The organism is Parasynechococcus sp., assembly GCF_042954245.1.
Lineage (GTDB): Bacteria > Cyanobacteriota > Cyanobacteriia > PCC-6307 > Cyanobiaceae > Parasynechococcus.
In genome coordinates this window covers 1-19822 of record NZ_JBGKDP010000214.1, presented here as the reverse complement: position 1 = coordinate 19822, position 19822 = coordinate 1, and the positions used below count along the sequence as shown (strand labels likewise).

The 19822-nt window shown below is 62.5% G+C and carries 18 protein-coding genes; 12 read left to right on the top strand and 6 right to left on the bottom strand.

Annotated elements, in window-relative coordinates; genetic code table 11:
* Together trpS and ACGVJ8_RS09740 are read left to right on the top strand one after the other, a co-directional pair.
* Positions 1–844: tryptophan--tRNA ligase (gene trpS, locus ACGVJ8_RS09745; RefSeq protein ID WP_392347625.1), on the top strand; the 844-nt coding region annotated here is incomplete at its 5' end.
* A gap of 255 nt (positions 845–1099) precedes the next feature.
* Positions 1100–1741 carry a muramidase gene (locus ACGVJ8_RS09740; RefSeq protein ID WP_392347623.1) on the top strand — a complete coding sequence of 214 codons (642 nt, stop codon included), beginning with the start codon at positions 1100–1102 and terminating at the stop codon, positions 1739–1741.
* On the opposite strand, the gene ACGVJ8_RS09735 is transcribed toward ACGVJ8_RS09740, so the two are convergent.
* Positions 1726–2082 (bottom strand): DUF2605 family protein, encoded by a 357-nt coding sequence (locus ACGVJ8_RS09735; RefSeq protein WP_392347621.1) that lies wholly within the window; start codon positions 2080–2082, stop codon positions 1726–1728. The two genes, ACGVJ8_RS09740 and ACGVJ8_RS09735, sit on opposite strands and share 16 nt — an antisense overlap.
* 3 nt (positions 2083–2085) lie before the next feature.
* Here ACGVJ8_RS09735 and thrS point away from each other — a divergent pair, with 3 nt between their 5' ends.
* The 6 genes from thrS to ACGVJ8_RS09705 are packed head-to-tail and all read left to right on the top strand — an operon-like array spanning position 2086 to position 10042.
* A complete protein-coding gene (thrS, locus tag ACGVJ8_RS09730) occupies positions 2086–3921 on the top strand; it encodes a threonine--tRNA ligase (RefSeq protein WP_392347629.1) in 1836 nt (611 codons plus the stop codon).
* Positions 3918–4313, top strand: coding sequence for a DUF1824 family protein (locus ACGVJ8_RS09725; protein WP_392347619.1), 396 nt, complete (start codon positions 3918–3920; stop codon positions 4311–4313). Before thrS ends, ACGVJ8_RS09725 begins: the two co-directional genes overlap by 4 nt.
* 35 nt (positions 4314–4348) lie before the next feature.
* The gene (locus ACGVJ8_RS09720) at positions 4349–5383 is read left to right on the top strand and encodes a glucokinase (protein WP_392347617.1); all 1035 of its coding nucleotides are present in this window, start codon (positions 4349–4351) and stop codon (positions 5381–5383) included.
* A 14-nt stretch (positions 5384–5397) separates the two neighbouring features.
* A complete protein-coding gene (gene thrB / locus ACGVJ8_RS09715) occupies positions 5398–6345 on the top strand; it encodes a homoserine kinase (RefSeq protein WP_392347615.1) in 948 nt (315 codons plus the stop codon).
* A gap of 57 nt (positions 6346–6402) precedes the next feature.
* Positions 6403–7938 carry an NAD(P)H-quinone oxidoreductase subunit 4 gene (locus ACGVJ8_RS09710; protein WP_392347613.1) on the top strand — a complete coding sequence of 512 codons (1536 nt, stop codon included), beginning with the start codon at positions 6403–6405 and terminating at the stop codon, positions 7936–7938.
* Position 7939: 1 nt separating this feature from the next.
* Positions 7940–10042, top strand: a complete 2103-nt coding sequence (locus tag ACGVJ8_RS09705) for a M3 family metallopeptidase (RefSeq protein ID WP_392347611.1) — start codon at positions 7940–7942, stop codon at positions 10040–10042.
* Positions 10043–10044: 2 nt separating this feature from the next.
* Here the strand turns inward: ACGVJ8_RS09705 and ACGVJ8_RS09700 are convergent, their stop codons facing one another.
* The 5 genes from ACGVJ8_RS09700 to ACGVJ8_RS09680 are packed head-to-tail and all read right to left on the bottom strand — an operon-like array spanning position 10045 to position 17655.
* Entirely contained in the window at positions 10045–10632 is a 588-nt protein-coding gene (locus ACGVJ8_RS09700; protein WP_392347609.1) for an esterase/lipase family protein, read from the bottom strand.
* Positions 10629–11000, bottom strand: a complete 372-nt coding sequence (locus ACGVJ8_RS09695) for a dihydroneopterin aldolase (protein ID WP_392347607.1) — start codon at positions 10998–11000, stop codon at positions 10629–10631. Before ACGVJ8_RS09695 ends, ACGVJ8_RS09700 begins: the two co-directional genes overlap by 4 nt.
* Positions 11000–12307, bottom strand: a complete 1308-nt coding sequence (locus ACGVJ8_RS09690; protein ID WP_392347605.1) for a glutamate-5-semialdehyde dehydrogenase — start codon at positions 12305–12307, stop codon at positions 11000–11002. Before ACGVJ8_RS09690 ends, ACGVJ8_RS09695 begins: the two co-directional genes overlap by 1 nt.
* A gap of 8 nt (positions 12308–12315) precedes the next feature.
* A complete protein-coding gene (locus ACGVJ8_RS09685) occupies positions 12316–13224 on the bottom strand; it encodes an ROK family protein (RefSeq protein WP_392347602.1) in 909 nt (302 codons plus the stop codon).
* Positions 13225–13227: 3 nt separating this feature from the next.
* Positions 13228–17655, bottom strand: coding sequence for a translocation/assembly module TamB domain-containing protein (locus ACGVJ8_RS09680; protein ID WP_392347600.1), 4428 nt, complete (start codon positions 17653–17655; stop codon positions 13228–13230).
* A gap of 93 nt (positions 17656–17748) precedes the next feature.
* Between ACGVJ8_RS09680 and ACGVJ8_RS09675 the strand changes: the two genes are divergently transcribed.
* The 4 genes from ACGVJ8_RS09675 to ACGVJ8_RS09660 all read left to right on the top strand — a co-directional run.
* A complete protein-coding gene (locus ACGVJ8_RS09675; RefSeq protein WP_392347598.1) occupies positions 17749–18186 on the top strand; it encodes a Ycf51 family protein in 438 nt (145 codons plus the stop codon).
* The gene (locus tag ACGVJ8_RS09670; RefSeq protein WP_392347596.1) at positions 18186–18587 is read left to right on the top strand and encodes a DUF4332 domain-containing protein; all 402 of its coding nucleotides are present in this window, start codon (positions 18186–18188) and stop codon (positions 18585–18587) included. The genes ACGVJ8_RS09675 and ACGVJ8_RS09670 overlap by 1 nt, the downstream gene beginning before the upstream one ends.
* Before the next feature lie 109 nt (positions 18588–18696).
* A complete protein-coding gene (locus ACGVJ8_RS09665) occupies positions 18697–18915 on the top strand; it encodes a hypothetical protein (protein ID WP_392347627.1) in 219 nt (72 codons plus the stop codon).
* The coding region (locus ACGVJ8_RS09660; RefSeq protein ID WP_392347594.1) for a CocE/NonD family hydrolase at positions 18905–19822 on the top strand (918 nt) is incomplete at its 3' end. The genes ACGVJ8_RS09665 and ACGVJ8_RS09660, both read left to right, overlap by 11 nt.

The following is a 19822-nucleotide window of genomic DNA, read 5'->3' as shown; positions in this document are numbered from 1 at the left end:
TGAGGACACCCGTTCCACAGCAGCGCTTTACCTGGCCTGCGGCATGGACCCCAAATGCTGCTCGGTGTTTGTGCAGAGCCAGGTGGCAGCCCACAGCGAACTGTGCTGGCTGCTGAATTGCGTCACGCCGCTCAACTGGCTGGAGCGGATGATCCAGTTCAAGGAGAAAGCGGTGAAGCAGGGGGACAACGTGTCTGTGGGCCTGCTGGACTATCCAGTGCTGATGGCCGCCGACATCCTTCTTTATGACGCTGACCTGGTGCCCGTCGGGGAAGATCAGAAACAGCACCTAGAGCTGGCACGTGACATCGCCCAGCAACGCATCAATGCCCGTTTCGGTGGCAAAGACACGCCGCTGCTCAAAGTGCCCAAACCGATGATCCTCAAGGAAGGAGCTCGGGTGATGAGCCTGACGGATGGTCGCAGCAAGATGAGTAAGAGCGATCCGAATGAGGCGAGTCGCATCACACTTCTGGACCCTCCTGAACTGATCACCAAAAAGATCAAACGCGCCAAGACTGATCCCGAGCGTGGCCTCGAATTCAGCAACTCGGATCGTCCGGAAACCGATAACCTGCTCGGGCTCTACGCAATCCTGAGTGGCAAGGGGCGTGAGCAGGCCGCCAGCGAATGCGCCGAGATGGACTGGGGACAGTTCAAGCCGCTGCTGGCCGAAGCCACCGTGAACGCGCTGGAACCCATCCAGACCCGCTACCGCGAGCTGATGCGTGACCCCACAGAGCTCGATCAGGTGCTGAGCACAGGGCGCGAGAAAGCCGAGATCGTGGCCAACGCCACGCTCGAACGGGTCAAGGACGCCTTGGGCTTCGCCAGACCAGCCTGATCGCCACCTACGACAAGCATTAACTGCTCTTATCAATGCAGCTGGCGTGGCCTTGGGCGATGGCCCCTGAGGCTTAACGGAGACAACCTCAGTCGCAGAGACGAGTCTTGCAAGACTCTCAACTTTCTCTCAGCTGCTTATACACAGCACAGACCGAGCGTCAACCCCTCAAGCACCGATCTCGCGCCCAGGCTTCGTGGGCCAGCACTCTGATCGCTTTGCGTGCGTCGTCTTTTTTCTGTGTTCAGCCTAACCATGCGTTGGAACCGGCTTCTCGTCGGTGCAGCTCTGACCACAGGATTGGTGCTGTCCGCAGGAGCCACACAGCCACCGCAGAAAGCAGACACGCCTGCAGAACATGCTCCGCAAGGCGAATACAGCAGCCGCGCCCATCTGGCCACCGGCAACGAAGGTGGGCGTTATAAGCTGACGCCTGAGCGCCGCGCCCTACTCAACACCATCCGCTTCGCCGAGGGGACCTGGAAGGACGGCGAAGACAAGGGCTATCGGATCATCTACGGCGGCGGGCAGTTTCAAGACCTCTCACGTCATCCGGAGCGGGTGGTTGTGAAGCGCTACATCAGCGCAGCAGCGGGGGCCTATCAATTCCTCCCCACGACCTGGAAAGGAGTGGCCCAGGAACTCAAGCTGACCAGCTTTGAGCCCAGGCACCAGGATCAAGCCGCCCTGCACCTCGTTGAGCGTCGGGGTGCGCTATCAGAAATTGACCGGAAAGGTCTCACCAAGAACGCCATGGCGAAGTTGGCTCCCGAGTGGGCCTCCTTCCCGACATGGACAGGTCGCTCGGCCTACGGGCAACCGGTGAAGAGCCATCAGGAACTGGCAAGTTTTTACAGCAGCAACCTGCGCCAGCTGCGCAATCAGCTGGGAGCCTGAGGAGGACGGGACGAACCCAACTTCGCGGCCAGGGCCCACACCTCCGTGACCACACCGTGCCATGGGTTCATCACCTCCATCGAGATCGCCATGGGCTGCGTTGATGCAGCCACCAAGGCGCGCGTTGCAGCAATCGCCTTCTTGCCGTCCTGCAGCCGGAGGTCCATCCGCTGACGCTCCTCCAACGGCATCACGTCATCCGGACAGGTCTGCAGAAGCTCCTCGCCGCGCTGAAACCAGTGCTCGAAGTCAGCGAGAAGGGATGCCAGCAACTCGTCCAAGAGAGCGCCTGCTTCCCGATTGGTTGACTCACCCACGTGATGCCCTCGGGTCTCGCCCATAGGATGGCGGGCCCTGAACTTGAACCGGTGAGCAGCGCTGCAGCAACCACCCCAGCCCCTTCATCACCGGTGGTTCTGCCCAAGACCAGCGAGAGCGATCAACTGCTCAAGATTCGCCACTCCATGAGCCATGTGATGGCCATGGCTGTGCAGCAGTTGTTTCCTGACGCACGCGTCACCATCGGTCCCTGGACCGAAACCGGTTTCTATTACGACTTCGACAATCCCGATCCCTTCACTGAGGCCGAGCTGAAGGCCATCAAGAAAGGGATGATCAAGATCATCAACAAGAAGCTGCCCCTAGAACGGGTCGAGGTGAGCCGCGGCGAAGCCGAAGCCAAAATCACATCCCAAAACGAGCCCTACAAGCTTGAAATCCTTGAGGGCCTGCAGGAGCCGATCACCCTCTACACCTTGGGAGATGACTGGTGGGACCTCTGTGCCGGTCCCCACGTGGATCACACCGGCCAACTCAACGCCAAGGCCTTCGAGCTGGAAAGCGTGGCAGGCGCCTACTGGCGCGGCGATGAAACCAAGGCGCAACTGCAACGCATCTACGGCACGGCCTGGGAGACCCCCGAACAACTCGCTGAGCACAAACGCCGCAAGGAAGAGGCTCTCCGCCGCGACCATCGTCGAATCGGCAAAGACCTCGACCTGTTCTCGATCGAAGACGAGGCAGGGGCTGGCCTGGTGTTCTGGCACCCCCGCGGCGCCCGCATGCGCCTGCTGATCGAAGAGTTCTGGCGCCAGGCCCACTTCGAGGGCGGATACGAACTCCTCTACACCCCCCATGTGGCGGACATCAGCCTCTGGAAGACCTCGGGCCACCTCGACTTTTACACCGAGAGCATGTTCGGCCCGATGGAGGTGGATGAGCGTGAATACCAGCTCAAGCCGATGAACTGCCCGTTCCACGTGCTCACCTATGCCAGCAAACTACGCAGCTACAGGGAACTGCCGATCCGCTGGGCTGAGCTGGGAACGGTTTATCGCTACGAGCGCCCAGGCGTGATGCACGGTCTGATGCGGGTGCGCGGCTTCACCCAGGACGATGCCCATGTGTTCTGCCTGCCCGAGCAGATCAGCGACGAGATCCTGAAGATCCTGGATCTCACCGAGCGGATCCTCTCCACCTTCGATTTCAGCAACTACGAGATCAACCTTTCCACCCGCCCCGAGAAGTCCATCGGCGATGACGCCGTTTGGAACCTGGCCACCAAGGGACTGATTGAAGCCCTGGAGCGCAAGGGTTGGGCTTACAAAATCGATGAGGGCGGCGGCGCCTTCTACGGCCCGAAAATCGATCTCAAGATCGAAGATGCCATAGGGCGGATGTGGCAGTGCTCCACCATCCAATTGGATTTCAACCTGCCGGAACGGTTCGAGCTCGACTACATCGCCGCCGACGGCAGCAGGCAGCGGCCGATCATGATCCACCGCGCCATCTTCGGTTCGCTGGAGCGGTTCTTCGGGATCATGACCGAGAACTACGCCGGCGATTACCCCTTCTGGCTGGCTCCTGAACAGGTGCGCCTGTTGCCGGTCACGGACGAGGTGCAGCCCTACGCGGAGCAGTTACTGGACCAGCTCACCCAAGCTGGCGTTCGCGCCAGCATCGCCCGCAGCGGCGACCGTCTCGGCAAGTTGATCCGCACCGGCGAACAGATGAAGATCCCCGTGCTGGCGGTCATCGGTGCCAAGGAAGCGGAACAGAACGCCGTGAGCCTGCGCAGCCGACAGGACGGTGACCTCGGGGTCATAGCGGTGGCCGACCTGCTCAGTGCTGCCCAGATGGCCAACAGCCAGCGAGCCGCAGGCCTGGAGCTGAACCGATGACGGAATCCCCCGTGCAGAATCTTGCCGATCTTGCGCGTTTGCGCGGAGCCCCGGAGCTGCTGCCCCAGACCAGAAACGCGCTCCGAGAGGAACTCAATCAGGCCATGGCGAACGCCAGCTGGTTCACCATCGGCGTCATGGCCCCGTCCATAGAACAAGCCCTCGCTGCCCTGCGCAGCCTGGAGCAAAGCCAAGAGTGGGAGCCCCTGGAGATCGTCGACAGCCCCAAGGAACCGGGCCCTGTTTTCCTAAAAGCCAATCAAAAAGGAGGCTCGATCCGGATTCGGATCGAGCACGGCCTTGGCGAGGGAATGCTGATCAGTGGCCACGGCGACGACGAGACCACCCCAAGCACCACCTGGGGCCCGCTTCCGCTGGACTTCTTCTCCTGACGGAACCAGGCTGGTAGAAGACGCTGCAGCCCTGGATGGCCACCACCACACTCCTGGCAGGAGACATGGGAGGCACCAAAACCCTGCTTGCCCTCTATGGGAGTGACGGGAGTCAACTGCGCTTGTTGCATCAAGAGCGCTTCCGCTCAGGGGAATGGTCATCGCTAGAGCCGATACTTAAGGCCTTTCTCCACAACCGGCCCACCGATCTTCCGGCTCCAGCCTACGCCTGCATCGCCGTTGCGGGTCCGGTGCGTCAAAGGGAGGCCAGGGTCACCAACCTGCCTTGGCGATTGCGGGAGGCCGACCTGGCGAGGGCTGCGGGCATGGAACGCCTCGAGCTGGTGAATGATTTCGGCGTGCTGATTTACGGACTACCCCATTTCGATGGCAACCAGCAGGTGATTCTTCAGAACGGTGTCCAAGACACGGGTCCCTTAGCGATTCTTGGCGCAGGTACCGGGCTCGGCATGGCACGAGGACTGCAGACCGATCAGGGATTGGTTGCCCTGGCGAGCGAGGGAGGTCACCGCGAATTCGCCCCACGCAATGAGGCGGAGTGGGAGCTGGCCTGCTGGCTCAAACAAGACCTCGGGGTCAGCAGACTGTCGATTGAACGGATCGTGAGTGGCACCGGCCTGGGGCATGTGGCCCACTGGCTGCTTCAGAAACCCGATGCCGCCATGCACACCTTGCGCAGCGTGGCTGAGGCCTGGCGGCACAACAGGTCCAACGATCTTCCCGCTCAGGTGAGCGTGGCCGCTGAAGGGGGTGATCCCTTGATGCAGCGCGCGTTACAGCTATGGATGGAGGCCTATGGATCAGCGGCAGGCGATCTTGCCCTTCAAGAACTGTCCACAGGGGGCCTCTGGGTCGGTGGCGGCACCGCGTCAAAACAATTGAAAGGACTGCAATCCGCCAGCTTTCTCAACGCGATGCGGGACAAGGGCCGCTTCCGCGAGCTGATCGAGGGAATGCAGGTCACAGCGGTGATCGATCCCGATGCCGGACTGTTCAGTGCCGCCTGTCGTGCCCGGATGCTGGCGGAGTCAGGTGGGACACTGACCTGAGCAGAGGATCAGCGATGGCGCAGCCGCGCATCGGTCAGAAAGTGGTGGTGGACGTCCCAGCAACCACCGCCAATCTCGGACCTGGATTTGACTGCCTCGGTGCAGCCCTCGATCTGAACAACCGATTCGCGATGCGGCGGATCGAAGGAGGCGGTGAACGGTTTGAACTGATTATTGAGGGATCGGAGGGCAGTCACCTGCGCGGCGGGCCTGAGAACCTCGTGTACCGAGCGGCCCAAAGGGTGTGGAAAGCGGCCGGGCTCGAACCCGTCGCCCTTGAGGCACGGGTGCGTCTTGCCGTGCCTCCAGCACGGGGGCTGGGCAGCAGTGCTACAGCAATCGTGGCGGGACTGATGGGGGCCAATGCCCTCGTCGGTGAGCCCCTCTCCAAGGAGAAGCTGCTCGAGCTGGCCATCGATATCGAAGGGCATCCCGACAACGTTGTCCCCTCCCTTTTGGGGGGCCTCTGCATGACCGCCAAGGCCGCCTCCCAACGCTGGCGCGTAGTGCGTTGCGAATGGAAGCCGGGCGTGAAGGCCGTCGTGGCGATTCCATCAATTCGCCTGAGCACCAGCGAAGCCCGCCGGGCCATGCCCAAAGCCATTCCCGTTGGTGATGCTGTCGTCAACCTGGGCGCCTTGACGCTGCTGCTGCAAGGGCTGCGGACCGGCAATGGTGATCTGATCTCCGACGGCATGCACGATCGTTTGCACGAGCCTTACCGCTGGCGGCTGATCAAGAGCGGTGACCAGGTCAAACAGGCGGCCATGGAGGCAGGGGCTTGGGGCTGCGCCATCAGCGGAGCCGGACCGAGCGTCCTAGCCCTGTGCGAGGAAGACAAAAGCCCAGCCGTCAGTCGCGCCATGGTCAAAGCCTGGGAAGCGGCGGGGATCGCCAGCCGCGCGCCGGTGCTGAATTTGCAGACCTCAGGCAGCCACTGGCAACCGGCCGACGATGAGTAGATCCACTTAAATAGGGCGTTCAGCCCTGTTAGCTTTGTTAAAGATTGCGGACACGGAATGCGCGCTGGGTTAGCAGAATTTGCTGTCTCGGGCAGTCCCTTCCCCTGGTTGTCACTGATTGTGCTGTTGCCGGCGGCAGCAGCTCTGGTGCTGCCACTGGTTCCGAGCAGCGAAGAGAAGCCATCCCCCGCTCCCAAAATCATCACCCTGGTCGTCCTGCTGGTCGATCTCCTGTTGATGATGGGGGTGTTTGCCACCCGCTTCGACCCCAGCACTGAAGGGCTCCAGCTGGTGGAGCGAGTGAGCTGGCTCCCAGCACTCGGCCTCGAATGGTCCCTTGGTGTGGATGGTCTTTCAGCACCGCTTGTGGTGCTCAGCGGCCTGGTCACTTTTCTATCTGTGGCTGCCAGCTGGTCGGTACAGCGCAAATCAAGGCTGTACTTCGCCCTGATGCTGGTTCAGGCCTCGGCTCAAGGCCTGGTGTTTCTGTCGCAGGATTTCCTGCTCTTCTTCCTGGCCTGGGAGCTGGAACTGGTTCCCGTCTACCTGCTGATCGCCATCTGGGGCGGACAAAACCGCCAGTACGCCGCGACCAAATTCATCCTCTACACAGCCCTGGCCTCTCTGCTGATCCTGATCAGTGGCCTGGCGCTGGCTCTCTCCGGGGACACCTTCACCTTCAACCTCACGGAACTGGCAGTTCGCTCGCCGGGCGGCAGCTTCGGCCTGTTGTGTTATGTCGGCTTCCTGATTGGCTTCGGCGTGAAACTGCCGATGTTCCCGCTCCACACCTGGCTGCCCGATGCCCACGGCGAGGCGAACGCGCCGGTGTCGATGCTGCTGGCCGGGGTGCTCCTGAAAATGGGCGGCTATGCACTACTGCGCTTCAACGTGCAGATAATGCCGGAAGCGCACGCAACCCTGGCACCGGCCCTGGTGATCCTTGGGATCGTGAATATCGTTTACGGCGCCCTTAACGCCTTCGCCCAAGACAATGTCAAACGCAGGATCGCCTGCAGTTCCGTGAGCCACATGGGCTTTGTCCTGGTGGGGATCGGTGCCGTTAATGCCCTGGGAATCAGCGGAGCCATGCTCCAGATGGTGAGCCATGGCCTGATCGCCGCCGCGATGTTCTTCGTGACGGGCGTGTTCTACGAGCGAACCAAGACCCTCTCGATCCCCAACATGGGCGGACTGGCCAAGGCCCTGCCGATCACCTTTGCCTTCTTCCTGGCCAGCTCCCTGGCGTCACTGGCGCTGCCGGGCATGAGTGGCTTCATCAGTGAAATCACCGTCTTCCTTGGCATCACCAGTCAGGAAGCCTTCACCTCGGTGTTCCGCTCGATCACCGTGCTGCTGGCCGCCATCGGTCTGGTGCTCACACCGATCTATCTGCTTTCCATGTGCCGCCGGGTGTTCTTCGGCCCCAGGATTCCTGCTCTGGCCAGCGTTGCTGACATGCGGCCCAGGGAACTAGTGATTGGTCTCAGCCTGCTGGTGCCAACCCTTGTGATCGGCATCTGGCCCCGCGTTGCCATGGATCTCTACGAAGCCTCCACCAACGCTCTGGCCCTGCAGTTCATTGCCAGCTGATATGTCGACTGTTTCCCCCCTCCTGCGCGGCCAAGGTCTTCCTGAGTTCCGTGCCATTTCCCCTGAGCTCGTCAGCGCAGACATCCCTGTTCTGCTCGCACAGCTGGATCAGGACTTCAGTGCACTCGAACAGGCTCTGAATTCAGCCCTCGCCGGACCCTCGAGACTGTCCTGGGATGGGGTGATGCAACCGCTGCAGGCCATCGGCGAACGGCTGCGTTGGAGCTGGGGTGTGGTGTCACACCTCAATGGCGTCTGCAATTCCGCTGAACTGCGCGATGCCCATGCCGCCCAGCAACCCGATGTTGTGTGCCTCAGCAACCGCCTTGGCCAAAGCCAGATTCTTCATCGGGCCCTGATGGCCCTTCAAGTCGATCCCGCCGAACCACTCAATCCAACCCAGGAGCGGATTCTGAAATCCGAGCTGCTCTCGATGCAGCAGCGCGGTGTTGGCCTCAGTGGCGATGAGAAGGAAGCCTTCAACAGCACCAGTGAACGGCTGGCAGCCCTATCAACCCAGTTCGGCAATCACGTGCTCGATGCCACGCGGCAGTGGACCCTGAAGCTCAGCCAGCCCCACGAGGTGGAAGGCCTGCCGCAACGGACTTTGGAGGCACTGGCCGCAGCAGCGCGCGAAGCGGGGGATGCTGATGCATCTGCGGAGACCGGCCCCTGGTTGCTGGGACTGGACATGCCCCGCTATCTGCCCTTCCTCACCCATGCAAGCAACCGATCCCTGAGGGAAAAGGCCTATCGCGCCCATGTGGGGCGGGCCAGTGAAGGAGAACTCGACAACCAGACACTGATCGAAGAGATCCTGACCCTGAGGTGCGAACAAGCTTCTCGCCTGGGCTATCCCCATTGGGCTGACCTTAGCCTCAGCGCCAAGATGGCCGACGATGTGCCAGCGGTGGAAGCTCTCCTGGAAGAGCTTCGCGCTGCGGCATACCCAGCAGCTGAGCAGGAACTGCGGGATCTCCAAGCCATCGCCCGGGAACACAAGGCCCCGGAAGCCGATGAGCTGGCTCCCTGGGACATCGCTTACTGGTCGGAGAAGTTGCGCCAATCCCGGTTCGACCTGGACCAGGAAGCGCTGCGCCCTTGGTTCCCACTGCCGCAGGTGCTCGGAGGCCTGTTCAGCCTGTGTTCAAGGCTGTTCGACGTCGAGATCGTCGCGGCCGACGGCGAGGCACCGACCTGGAACGACGATGTGCGCTTCTTCCGGGTGAAGCGCTCCGATGGCACACCGATCGCCGGCTTCTACCTCGACCCCTACAGCCGGCCCGCCAGCAAACGCGGTGGAGCCTGGATGGATGAATGCCTGGGCCTCAGAAAGAAGCCCGATGGAACGGTAGTGCTTCCGGTGGCTTACCTGGTCTGCAACCAGACCCCACCTGTGGGCGACACGCCCAGCCTGATGAGCTTCGAGGAAGTGGAGACCCTCTTCCATGAATTCGGCCATGGGCTCCAACACATGCTCACCACCGTTGAGGAACCGGAGGCAGCCGGCATCAGCAACGTGGAATGGGATGCCGTGGAACTCCCCAGCCAGTTCATGGAGAACTGGTGCCTTGATCACGCCACCTTGATGGGCATGGCGCGCCACTGGCAGACCGGTGAACCCCTGCCCGAGGCGGAATTCAACAAGCTGCGCAGTAGTCGCACCTTCAATGCAGGACTGGTCACCCTGCGGCAGGTTCACTTCGCCCTGAGTGACCTTCGCCTCCACAGCCAGTGGACCCCGGAACTTGGCGTAACCCCCGACGAACTGCGCCGTGAGATCGCCACCACCACCACAGTGATGGCTCCTATCCCGGAAGATCAGTTCCTCTGCGCCTTCGGCCACATCTTCGCGGGGGGCTACTCCGCTGGGTACTACTCCTACAAATGGGCTGAGGTGCTCAGTGCCGATGCCTTCTCCGCTTTTGAAGAGGTGGGTCTGGATCAGGAGGATCAAGTTCGCAAAACGGGAGCCCGCTTCCGCGACACGGTGCTCAGCCTCGGTGGCAGTCGCTCTCCTGCAGAGGTGTTTGAAGCTTTCCGAGGCCGTCCGGCCAGCACCGAAGCACTGATTCGCCATTCCGGCTTGGTGGCCGCGGCCTGAGCTCAGGCGCGCAAGCTGCTGCTGAGCCGTTGAATCGCGGCGGGATGGCCCATCAGCTGCTGATGGGTCCAGACGGGAATTTCCTCACACCGGCCTAGTGGCAGAACGGCCCTCCAGCCGGGGCAGACCATCAGATCCCAGCGGCAAAAGAAACTGGAGCACTCGACCCTAGCCAGGGCATCGGGTTGGCGATTCAGCTCCCGCAGCAGGCGACTGCCCACTTTCATGTCTGCCGCACCGGCCAGTAGCGGGCGAGGAATCATCTGAGCAGCCAGGGTGCCCTGCTGCGGGCTTCCCACGCTGAAAAAGCGCCGGGTGCGCTGCGCCCCCCCCAGCTCCTGCAGCCAGATTCTGCCGATCACGCCCCCCATCGAAAAACCCAGAAGATCGACCCTGGTTTCTGCACCGAAACGCCGCTGAATGTGCTGATCGAGGCGCGAGGCCAACTGCCGCAGGGGAACCCAACCCAGACCATGGGGAAGGTGCGGCGCCAGCAACGGGCGATCAGGCTGGTCCAAGCCCTGAATCAATCGGTGAAACAGGCGGGGCGTGTCCCAGAGACCATGCACCAACACCAAAGGGATGCTCACAGGGCTGATCTGCCGCCATGGCGCGAGCGTTCCACAAACACCCGACCGTTAAATCCCGGAACCGGTGCAGCACATTTAGTCAATCGCAACCACATCGGCATGGGCCCGTAGAGGGTTTCCAGCCGATCCAGCATCTGCTCGCTGAAGTGCTCGATCGTGAGGCAACGAACCTGCTGGGACAGGCCTTGCAGGGCCTGTATCGCCACGCTGTAATCCAGGCTCTGGCTCAGATCGTCGGCCACGGCAGCAGCCTTCAGATCGAGCTGAACACTGAAATCAAGGCTGAACCACTGGCCATCCCGGCGTTCGTCTTCCAACACCCCGACGTGGGCCCACAACCGGAGCTCCCGCACACCGATGCAATCCATTAGAGCGGCCGATCAATGTGGGTGAAGACGCGGCTGCCGTTGGCATAGTCGGCAGCGATGTGGCCCTCGCCGCGCAACCGATAGCGGTAGGTCACCAGCCCCTCAAGACCAACGGGTCCCCGGGGTGGCAGGATCTGGGTGCTAATGCCCACCTCAGCGCCGAATCCATAACGGAACCCATCGGCGAAGCGGCTGGAGCAATTGTGATAAACCCCGGCGCTATCAACCGCCGCAAGGAAATGATCAGCCGCCTGGGCATCCTCCGTCAGGATCACTTCGGTGTGACGCGACCCGTAGGAGCGGATGTGATCTGTGGCTGCCTCCAGATCGTCCACCAGCTTCACCGACAGGATCAGATCCAGATACTCCGTGCTCCAGTCCTCCTCTGTGGCCGCTTCCGCCACGCCGAGGGCCACGCTTTCGGCATCGCCCCGCAGTTGCACCCCGGCAGCAGCGAAGGCCGGCAGCGCAGCGGCAAGAAAAGGCTGGGCAACAGAGCGGTGCACCAGCAAGGTCTCGATGGCGTTGCAGGCGGCGGGGTACTGGCTCTTGCTGTCCACCGCCACCCGAACGGCTTTGTCGACATCGGCCGCCGCATCCACATAGAGATGGCATACCCCATCGGCATGGCCGAGCACCGGAATGCGGGTGTTGTCCTGGATGAAGCGCACCAGCTCGTTGCTTCCCCTGGGGATGATCAGATCCACGAGGCCATCGAGACGCAACAAGGCCAGGCTTTCTTGACGGCTGGTGAGCAGCGCCAGGGCATCGGCAGACACCGGACTGGCCGCCAGGCCTGCCTGCAGGGCGTCCATCACAGCCTCATTGGTACAGCGAGCCTCACTGCCCCCCTTCAATAGGGCACCGTTGCCCGAACGGATCGCCAGGGAGGCGATCTGCATCACCGCATCCGGCCTGGCTTCGAAGATCACACCCACCACCCCAAGCGGCACGGAAACCCGTTCCAGCACCAAGCCCTGATCCAGCTCCCGGTGCAACTGACGACAACCCAGCGGATCGCTGAGGCTGGCCACCTTCCGAACGCCATCAATCGCCGCGGCCAACTTGGTGTCATCCAGCTTCAGCCGAGCCATCAAGGCCGGTACCAGCCCCTCGGCCGCAGAACGTTGGAGGTCTTCACGGTTGGCCGCGAGGATGGTTGCTGCGCGCTCGGTCAGTGCGTCCGCCATCGCCTGGAGCGCCAGGGCCCGTTGGCCGTCATCGGTCTGCCCCAGATCAACAGCAGCACGGCGGACAGCCGTGGCACGCTGCAACAGCGCGGTAGAAGGTTTTGGAACGCTGGACATCAAGGCAATCAAGCTGGAGCCATCATCCCGTTCAGCCGCTGCAGAGCGAGCCGCGCTGCCCCCAGGCATCCAGCACCATTGCCCAGGCAGGCGGCCTCGATCCGCAACCCCTCCCGCGAGACGGCCTGAACCCGCGACTCCACCTCGCGGCGCACCGATGGCAGAAAGTGGCGGGCGGCACCCGCCAGGCCGCCACCCAGCAGGACCAACTGCGGTGTGAACACGTACACCAGCGAAGCGACGCCACAGCCCAGGCGCTCGCCGTAACGGCTCCAGACTTCCAGGGCCGCCGGATCACCGGCATCGGCCTCCGCACTGAGCTCGCGGGGATTGCGATCACACAACCGCCGCAGACCCGTGATGCTGGCGAACTGCTCGAGAGAGCCACGGTTGCCGCTGTTGCAGGCCGGGCCATCGGGCTGCATCCCGATCAGACCGGGTTCCGCTGCAGCACCGTTGTGGCCTGTAAACAGCTCACCCCTTAGAAGCACCCCCCCTCCCACACCGGTTCCGAGGGTCAGCAGCACCACATCATCCACACCACGGGCAGCGCCGAGCCAGGCCTCGCCGACCACCGCACAGTTGCCGTCATTGGCGAGGGTGACCCGGAGATTGAGCCTGGACTCCAGCCAATCAGCCAGCGGCACGTCCTCCCAGCCGGGCAGGTTGATGCATACCCGGGCCACCCGGGCTGCCGCATCCATCGGACCGGGGAGTCCGATGCCGACCGCCTCAGCCGTATGCTCAAGATCAATCTGTCCAATGGCCTCGCAGAGGGCCATCGTCACCGCGCCAGGTACGGCGGGCTGAGGGGTGGGCCATTGGGCCTCGGCCAACACCGTACCGTCAGCACGAATCCGTGCCAATTTGATCGCCGTGCCCCCGAGATCCACTCCGATCACCTGCGCGGTAGGCATGGTTCAGAAGCGGAAGAACACCTGCAACTGGCTCTGCCAGGTGCCATTGGTATTCATGGCCGCAGACACAGACGTCGTCGGTGTCAACTGATAGGAGACAGTTCCTTGTGGAGGAACGTCGGTTGTGTTGGGTGCCATCAGAACGGAAAGGTTGAACCGGTCAGTCAACGCCACACCGAACTCCGTCACCACTGTGAGTGTTGGCGAAACACGACCGGAGGTGCGCTCCTTCTCTGATTTCACCTCGGGGTTGACGTAAGTGGGAAAAATCGCCACTTGGAGCCGCTGCCCCATGGCATCGGTCAAGGTTCCCAGCACCGGGGAGAGCAGCGACTGACTCAGCATCGTGGCCAACGCGGCGCCACCGGCTCCGCCCAGGGAACCCAAGGAACCCAGGGAATTGCCACCGATCAAACCCAGAAGCTGTTGCTCGCTCATCGGTGGCGAGCTGCGTAGAACCAGGTTGTTGCTTTCACCCAGACGGTTGGCCGGGCCGGTGACCTGGACCATGACCTTCACCAGCCGCAGCTGACCACCCCCGACATAAGCACTGCCCGTGCCATTCGAAGCAAAGAGGTTTGCGCTGGTGATCTGATCGTTGGCGCCTGCGCTGACGGTGTCGGCGACTCTGGCTTGCATGGCGATGTCCACGTAGGGGACGAGCCCCAGCGAAGGCGTGAACACCGCTACATTGGCCGCCTGCGGATCCAAACGCAATGGAGCCAGAGGAGGAACCCAGATCCTGCCGGATTTGAGCTGGATCAAGCCTCGTGCCTTGAGCGATGGATCCAAGGGGCCGTTCAAGGTGACGACACCTCCCCCTTTGAAGCTGATCCAGGGGGGCATCAGCACCTCGATGTCAGGGCCGAGGGCTAGCCGAAAGTTCTCAAAGCGGATGGCTAGCCATTTCGACATTAACCGTTGCAACTGATCCGGAGCTTGGATGGATTGGTTGGGTCCCATCAGGACCAAAGGTTCCTGAAAGTCCCACTCCTCTTCCAAAAGTGTGTTCAACGCCTGGGGACCGAGCTGCACCGCCGCAGAGGAGCCCTCGACACTGGTGGGAACCAGGGCTTGAAGTCCGCCCCGCCGCCGTCCGAAGAATCCGGACTGGGGCCGAAGCGTACCTCGCGACAGTTCCAGATTGCCGGAGAGGACGGGTTGCACCAAGGCCCCGGAAACCTGCAGTTCGCCATCGGCCTGGAACTGCACGATCGGCTGACGAATCTGACCTTGGCTGAGTTGCAAGGTGAGCGGTGAAGCGCCGCTCTGGGGGGTGAACAAGCCAAGGGTTCCTAAACCGCGCAGCGAGCCGCCGCGACCCACCTCGGCCTCCAGGCGTTGCACCAAGACGCGATCGAAATCAAACAGGACAGAGGCGTTGATCCGACTCAGCTCCTGTTCACCGAAGCTGAGATCTCCATTGCTGACCACCACAAAGCCATTGGCTTGGGGTTGGTTCAACGGCCCGCGCAGGAGCAGACGCAGATTGGTGCTCCCCCGCTTCACACTCAACGAATCCCCGGCGAGGAGTGTCAACACGCCAAGGGCGTCCCCATGGCTTTCCAACCTCAGATTCAGATCCTCATTGGGATTAAAGGGAACCGTGCCGGACACGGTGAGGGCTTCCTTGCTCTCGCCTCCCTTCAGGGCCAGATCCAGGCGGATCAAATCACGGTCGACGACAACCGATCGCTGCTCCAACTGCAGGGGCTGGCCCGCCAGGCTGGCGGAATCGAGCACCAGATCGGAAACCAGCAATGGAGCCGTTCCGCTCAGGTCGTAGCGGCCACGGACACCAACACTGCCGCGAAGCTGCGGCGGCACAGGAGCAAACAACGCCAGTAGAGAGATCGGAACCTGCAGCAGAGAGAGGTCACCGGATCCACCGCGCAGCGGGCCGCGAAGCGTGGCGACCACCGGTTCAAGCTGGAGTGCCTTGGCCTGGTCGTCCCCCTCAATCCAAAGGTGCGCCTTGGCGATCAGATCGGCCTTGAGGCGCTTTGGATTAGGACCGTCGATCGTTCCTGACAGATTGACTCGCCCTTCCAGACGCTCCAGCTCTGGGTCCTTGCGGGGATGGGGCAGGGCATAGGACTCAAGCGCCCGGCGCGATTCCGCCAGAGCTCGCAACTGACCATCAAGCGAGCCGCCGAAGGTGTTGACGAACAGAGTTCCAAGATCCTCGGCACGGCCGGGGGCCAGGCCTGAATAAGGATCTCTCCCTCTAAACTGACGGGCCAGAAACGTCAGCCATGTCACATCGAGGCCTTCGGCCTCGATCGCGCTGTACATCCGTCCATCGAGATGTCCACGGGCCTTCAGCCGGACGCTGCCCTGCCAGGGCGTGAGTGCTGCATCGGCCTGAAAACGTCCATCCCTCAGGGAACCCTCCACCTCGAGGCTCTGCACGGCAACCCCCGCCATCGAAGCTTCAGCGATGGCGGCAGACCCACGGATCGCGAGGGGGCCCATGGCAAGGCTCCCTGCACCCGTGAGCTGACCTGCCACCGCTTTGGGCTGGTTGACCGGCGGAACGATGAAACGAAGACCATTGATGTTGAGGTCCGCTGCACGCCACCGGTAGCGGCGTTGCTCCCCAGCCGGAGCCAGCCCGTCCAAGCGCAACTGCCCCTCACCCCGGCGCAAGCGCACGGTCTTGGGCCAAGCATCGACATCGAACTCAGCCACGAGCGTGCCGGGCACAGCTGGATGCTGGGCCGCCATCGCCAGACGAGCACCACGGCCGAGTTCGCCGTTGAGGCTGCCTTGCCAGCGTTCGGGAACCTGCAAGGCCCCGACGCGGGGTTGATCCAGCATCAGGCTGATGTCGGGCTGAAGCCCCGACAGCGGACCATTTACACGACCCCGCGCTGCCACCCGACCCCCCAACGCCATACCGATCAAGGGGGTGAAGCGGCTCAGGTTGAGAGGTTTGAGTTCAAAGCCGCTCTGAAGTTCACCAGCTTGCAACCGCCCCTGCGCCAGCCGCAAAGGAAGGCGCGCTTCCGCCCGTAATACCGGACTGGTAAAGCGATCCAGCACCAAAGCGGAATCCTCCGAGGACCATCGGGTCTGGAATGACCATTGGTCCAGCAAAGGGTTGGCCGCCTGGCCAAGCTTCAGGCTCAGCTCCGGTGAGGCCAACGCACCACTGACGTCGACGGTTCCAAGGATCGAAGCGGTTTCGCCCAATCCGGCCTGCAGGGTCGGCACCGCAGACCAGAAGCGGGGATCGATCTGCAACTCTGAACTGCGCAGATCCAGCTCGGATGCAATCGTTCCGATCAGCCCAAAGCGCAGTCCCAGGGCACTGAGGCTGAGTCGGTCCACAAGAACAGACGGTTGCTGCGCTGGCAACCAGGGGGTGCGCCACTGAGCGTCCAGCGTCAGGGCTGTGTTGAGCCCCGTGGCCTCAGGCAACTGAATCTCACCATCGGCACTCCACCGGAGCTCCTCCCAGGGGCCCTGGATCCTGAGCTTCAACCGGTCCTTGCTTGCAGGGCTGAGGTCTGTGCTGCGCACGTCAGCCCGGAGATCAAAGCTCTTGTTCAAGGCAACGGACCCTGAGGCCCGAGCCTCAAAGGCTCCGAAACGCAGTGTTGCGGGCTTCAGCTTCAGTTGATCGCCCTTGCAAGCGACGCTGAGGCGATTGCTGTTCAGCGAAGCAAGCTTGAGACGCTTGAGGCTGAGCTCACCTCGGCAGTTCAAAGAGCCATCCGCCCAGCCGATCTGAACATCTCCCTCCAAGGTTCCAGAGGCATCCAGATCCTGAGCGGGGGCGATGACGGCCCCCAACGGTTTCAGGTTGAGCCGATCCAGCCGCGTTCGAAGCCTGAAGCGAGGGCGATCCCAATGCCCTTGCCCATCCAGCCGCAGCACCCCTTCAGCATTGACCCAGCGAAGTTTCGATGCGGTGCTGAAAAAGGCCTCCCCGAGTCGAACCGCGCCCCGGCTGCGGAGTTCAAGGGTCTGCTGCTGAGGACCGAAACGCAACAACGCAGGATCGGCCAACCGGTACTGCACTCCAAGTCGCGGCAGGACGCCGTCGCCGCTCGGTGGTCCAAAGGTCCAGTAACGACCAGCCTCATTGGCCTGCAACTGGCCGCGCAGCTTGTGTACCGTGATCTGCAGAACTAGCTGCAGACTCCGAAGACTCGCCAAGGGAGCAAGGCTCACCTCCAGCCCCGCCAGGCTCAGCTCAGAGCGATCCGACGACGACGGCAAGATCCGACTCGGCCCAATGGCGATCCCCAAGCCCAAGGGGCGAAGTCCCTTGTAAGGACCAATGTCCACGTCGTGGCCCAGAGGACCCGAAAGCGTGCGCTCCAGTTTGGAGCGCACGCGGCTCAGGACGCGTTCCGCAGCAAGGTCAAGGGCGATGAACCCTGCTGCTCCAGCCCCGATCAGAACGAAACTTCCCGCGACCAACCAGGTCCTGCGCCGCGTTTTCCCCATCAGACGCAGCGGTCTCCCCGGAATCTCGCGCAATATAAGGAGACTATTGTCAGTCCACCACACCCCATGGCCTTCGATCAGCTGCTGCTTACTGCCGCTCCCTGGCTGGGTTGGTCCGGGCTTGGGCTGGGAGCACTGACCGCGGTTGCCTTCCTCACCAATTGGGGCATTCGGTTTCGGCTGGTCGGCGTGAGCAGCTTCACCCTGCTACTGGCCGTGAGCTGCTGGGCATTCGGCGTGAGCTACACACCACCGGTGGTGGTTGAGGGTGCTGTGCGGGCACCGATCGTGTTCGACAACGGCAACGACCTGGTGGTAGCCCAGGTTCCCGCTGACCTGGCTCCAACCACAGTTCAAGCCACCCTGGAGCAATTGGAGGGCAACCTGCGCGGCTTCGGTCGCTCCAGCAGCACCGTGCTGGTGCGGTTGCGGGGCATCCAGGCGGAGGGCGATGGGCTTGGACGCCCCGTCATCCTGGGCGAGTTGAGCAAGACTTTGCGTTGATGCCGGACTTCAATGACGCAATTGAGGAGCCCCCCCAGTCGTTTCGCAGGGAAAAACAGGAACTGGATCGGGCCGGTATTAACTGCTGGTCCAGCATCCGTGCTCTGACGGATGTGCAGCTGAGCCAACTCGCCCGCAGTGGCCAGGCTTCGACCCGAAACCTAAAACGGCTGCGGGGCATGGCCGACTTGGTCTGCCGTTTGAATTTGCCTCCCCAGGACGCGGCGCTGCTGATGCATGCGGGCATTGCCACGCCCGCCGCTCTGGCGGCATGCACCCCCGAACGTCTCGTGCGCCAGACCGGAAGGCTGGAGCGCAGCCTTGGAACCAAACGGCCTGCCGTGGTGGACCTGCGGGTGGCCGGCGATTGGATCCGACGCGCCAGGCAACTGGCGAACTGACCCCAGTAGCCCTGCCTTGGCATCCAATCCTGCGTATGAACCGTTTATGAGATTGAAACTCCTACGCACAGCTTTGATCGCTCTGGCTCTACTCGGGTCACCTTTGCTCGTGGTTGCCGCTGACTCGGACTTGCTCAACAGCGTCAAGCGCAATCCTGAAAAAGCAAAGGGAATGTGCCGTTCGTTCCGGCAGATGAACGCCAACGGCCGATCGCCGTTCTCTAAGGCGTACATCAACCAGGTCGCTGCCAGCGAGAACCTGAGTTTTCAGGATGCGGAAATCCTCATGACCTACACCGTGGGGATGCATTGCGACGATGTCCGCTGAGACAAGCGGAATCGCCCGCCGCCCTGCGGCACTCACCCTGTCCGATGGCGTCGTGCTGCAGTCACTGCTGTGGTATCCCAATGGTGAAGGTCCTTGGCCTGCCCTGCTGATGCGGCAGCCCTACGGAAGCCGCATCGCCTCAACCGTCACCTACGCCCACCCCAGCTGGTGGGCCTCCCATGGGTTCCTGGTGGTCGTTCAGGACGTACGGGGACAAGGGGAGTCGGAGGGCTGTTTCGGAGGGTTTGGTCAGGAAGCAGCCGACACCACCGCCACCCACGCCTGGGTGCGCCAGCTGCCGGAATGCAATGGACGCCTGGGGGGCTACGGATTTTCGTATCAGGGGCTGACCCAGCTCACCGCAGCTGAGTCAGCCCCACCACCGGAGTGCACCGCCCCAGCGATGACCGGCCTGGACGAACGACGCCATTGGAGTTGTGAAGGCGGTGCCCACTGGTGGCACCTGGGCCTTGGCTGGGGGCTTCAGCTGGCGGCCCTCCAGGCCCAGCGACGCGGAGATGCAACGGCCTGGCTGGAGATCCGCCGAAGCCTTGAAGACAACCGCTATCTGCGGGACGGGCCAGCCCTGCTGGAGCGCCATGACCCCGAAGGCATGGCCTGGAGCTGGTTGAACAACGACCCCAGCAACGATCAGCAGTGGACGGTTCATCACGCCCCGGAGAGCTGGCTCCAGCGGCCGATGCTGTTGATCGGTGGATGGTGGGATCCCCATCTGGTAGGGCTTTTGGACCTCTGGCATCGCAGCCAGGTCGCCGGCGGACAGCCATCCCTGCACATCGGGCCGGCCTCCCATCTGCAGTGGTGGCCCGAAACCCAACAGCTGATGCTGCAGTTCTTCCAACAGCATCTGCAGGATCATCCCCCGCTGAAGCCGACGCCAGCCCAC

Bases quoted from the DNA above. Each gene is read 5' to 3' on its own strand.
- thrS (WP_392347629.1), top strand. From the start codon at position 2,086: ATGGCGGGCCCTGAACTTGAACCGGTGAGCAGCGCTGCAGCAACCACC.
- ACGVJ8_RS09705 (WP_392347611.1), top strand. From the start codon at position 7,940: ATGTCGACTGTTTCCCCCCTCCTGCGCGGCCAAGGTCTTCCTGAGTTC.
- ACGVJ8_RS09740 (WP_392347623.1), top strand. From the start codon at position 1,100: ATGCGTTGGAACCGGCTTCTCGTCGGTGCAGCTCTGACCACAGGATTG.
- ACGVJ8_RS09710 (WP_392347613.1), top strand. From the start codon at position 6,403: ATGCGCGCTGGGTTAGCAGAATTTGCTGTCTCGGGCAGTCCCTTCCCC.
- ACGVJ8_RS09720 (WP_392347617.1), top strand. From the start codon at position 4,349: ATGGCCACCACCACACTCCTGGCAGGAGACATGGGAGGCACCAAAACC.
- ACGVJ8_RS09690 (WP_392347605.1), bottom strand. From the start codon at position 12,307: ATGTCCAGCGTTCCAAAACCTTCTACCGCGCTGTTGCAGCGTGCCACG.
- ACGVJ8_RS09675 (WP_392347598.1), top strand. From the start codon at position 17,749: ATGGCCTTCGATCAGCTGCTGCTTACTGCCGCTCCCTGGCTGGGTTGG.
- thrB (WP_392347615.1), top strand. From the start codon at position 5,398: ATGGCGCAGCCGCGCATCGGTCAGAAAGTGGTGGTGGACGTCCCAGCA.
- ACGVJ8_RS09735 (WP_392347621.1), bottom strand. From the start codon at position 2,082: ATGGGCGAGACCCGAGGGCATCACGTGGGTGAGTCAACCAATCGGGAA.
- ACGVJ8_RS09695 (WP_392347607.1), bottom strand. From the start codon at position 11,000: ATGGATTGCATCGGTGTGCGGGAGCTCCGGTTGTGGGCCCACGTCGGG.
- ACGVJ8_RS09685 (WP_392347602.1), bottom strand. From the start codon at position 13,224: ATGCCTACCGCGCAGGTGATCGGAGTGGATCTCGGGGGCACGGCGATC.
- ACGVJ8_RS09725 (WP_392347619.1), top strand. From the start codon at position 3,918: ATGACGGAATCCCCCGTGCAGAATCTTGCCGATCTTGCGCGTTTGCGC.
- ACGVJ8_RS09670 (WP_392347596.1), top strand. From the start codon at position 18,186: ATGCCGGACTTCAATGACGCAATTGAGGAGCCCCCCCAGTCGTTTCGC.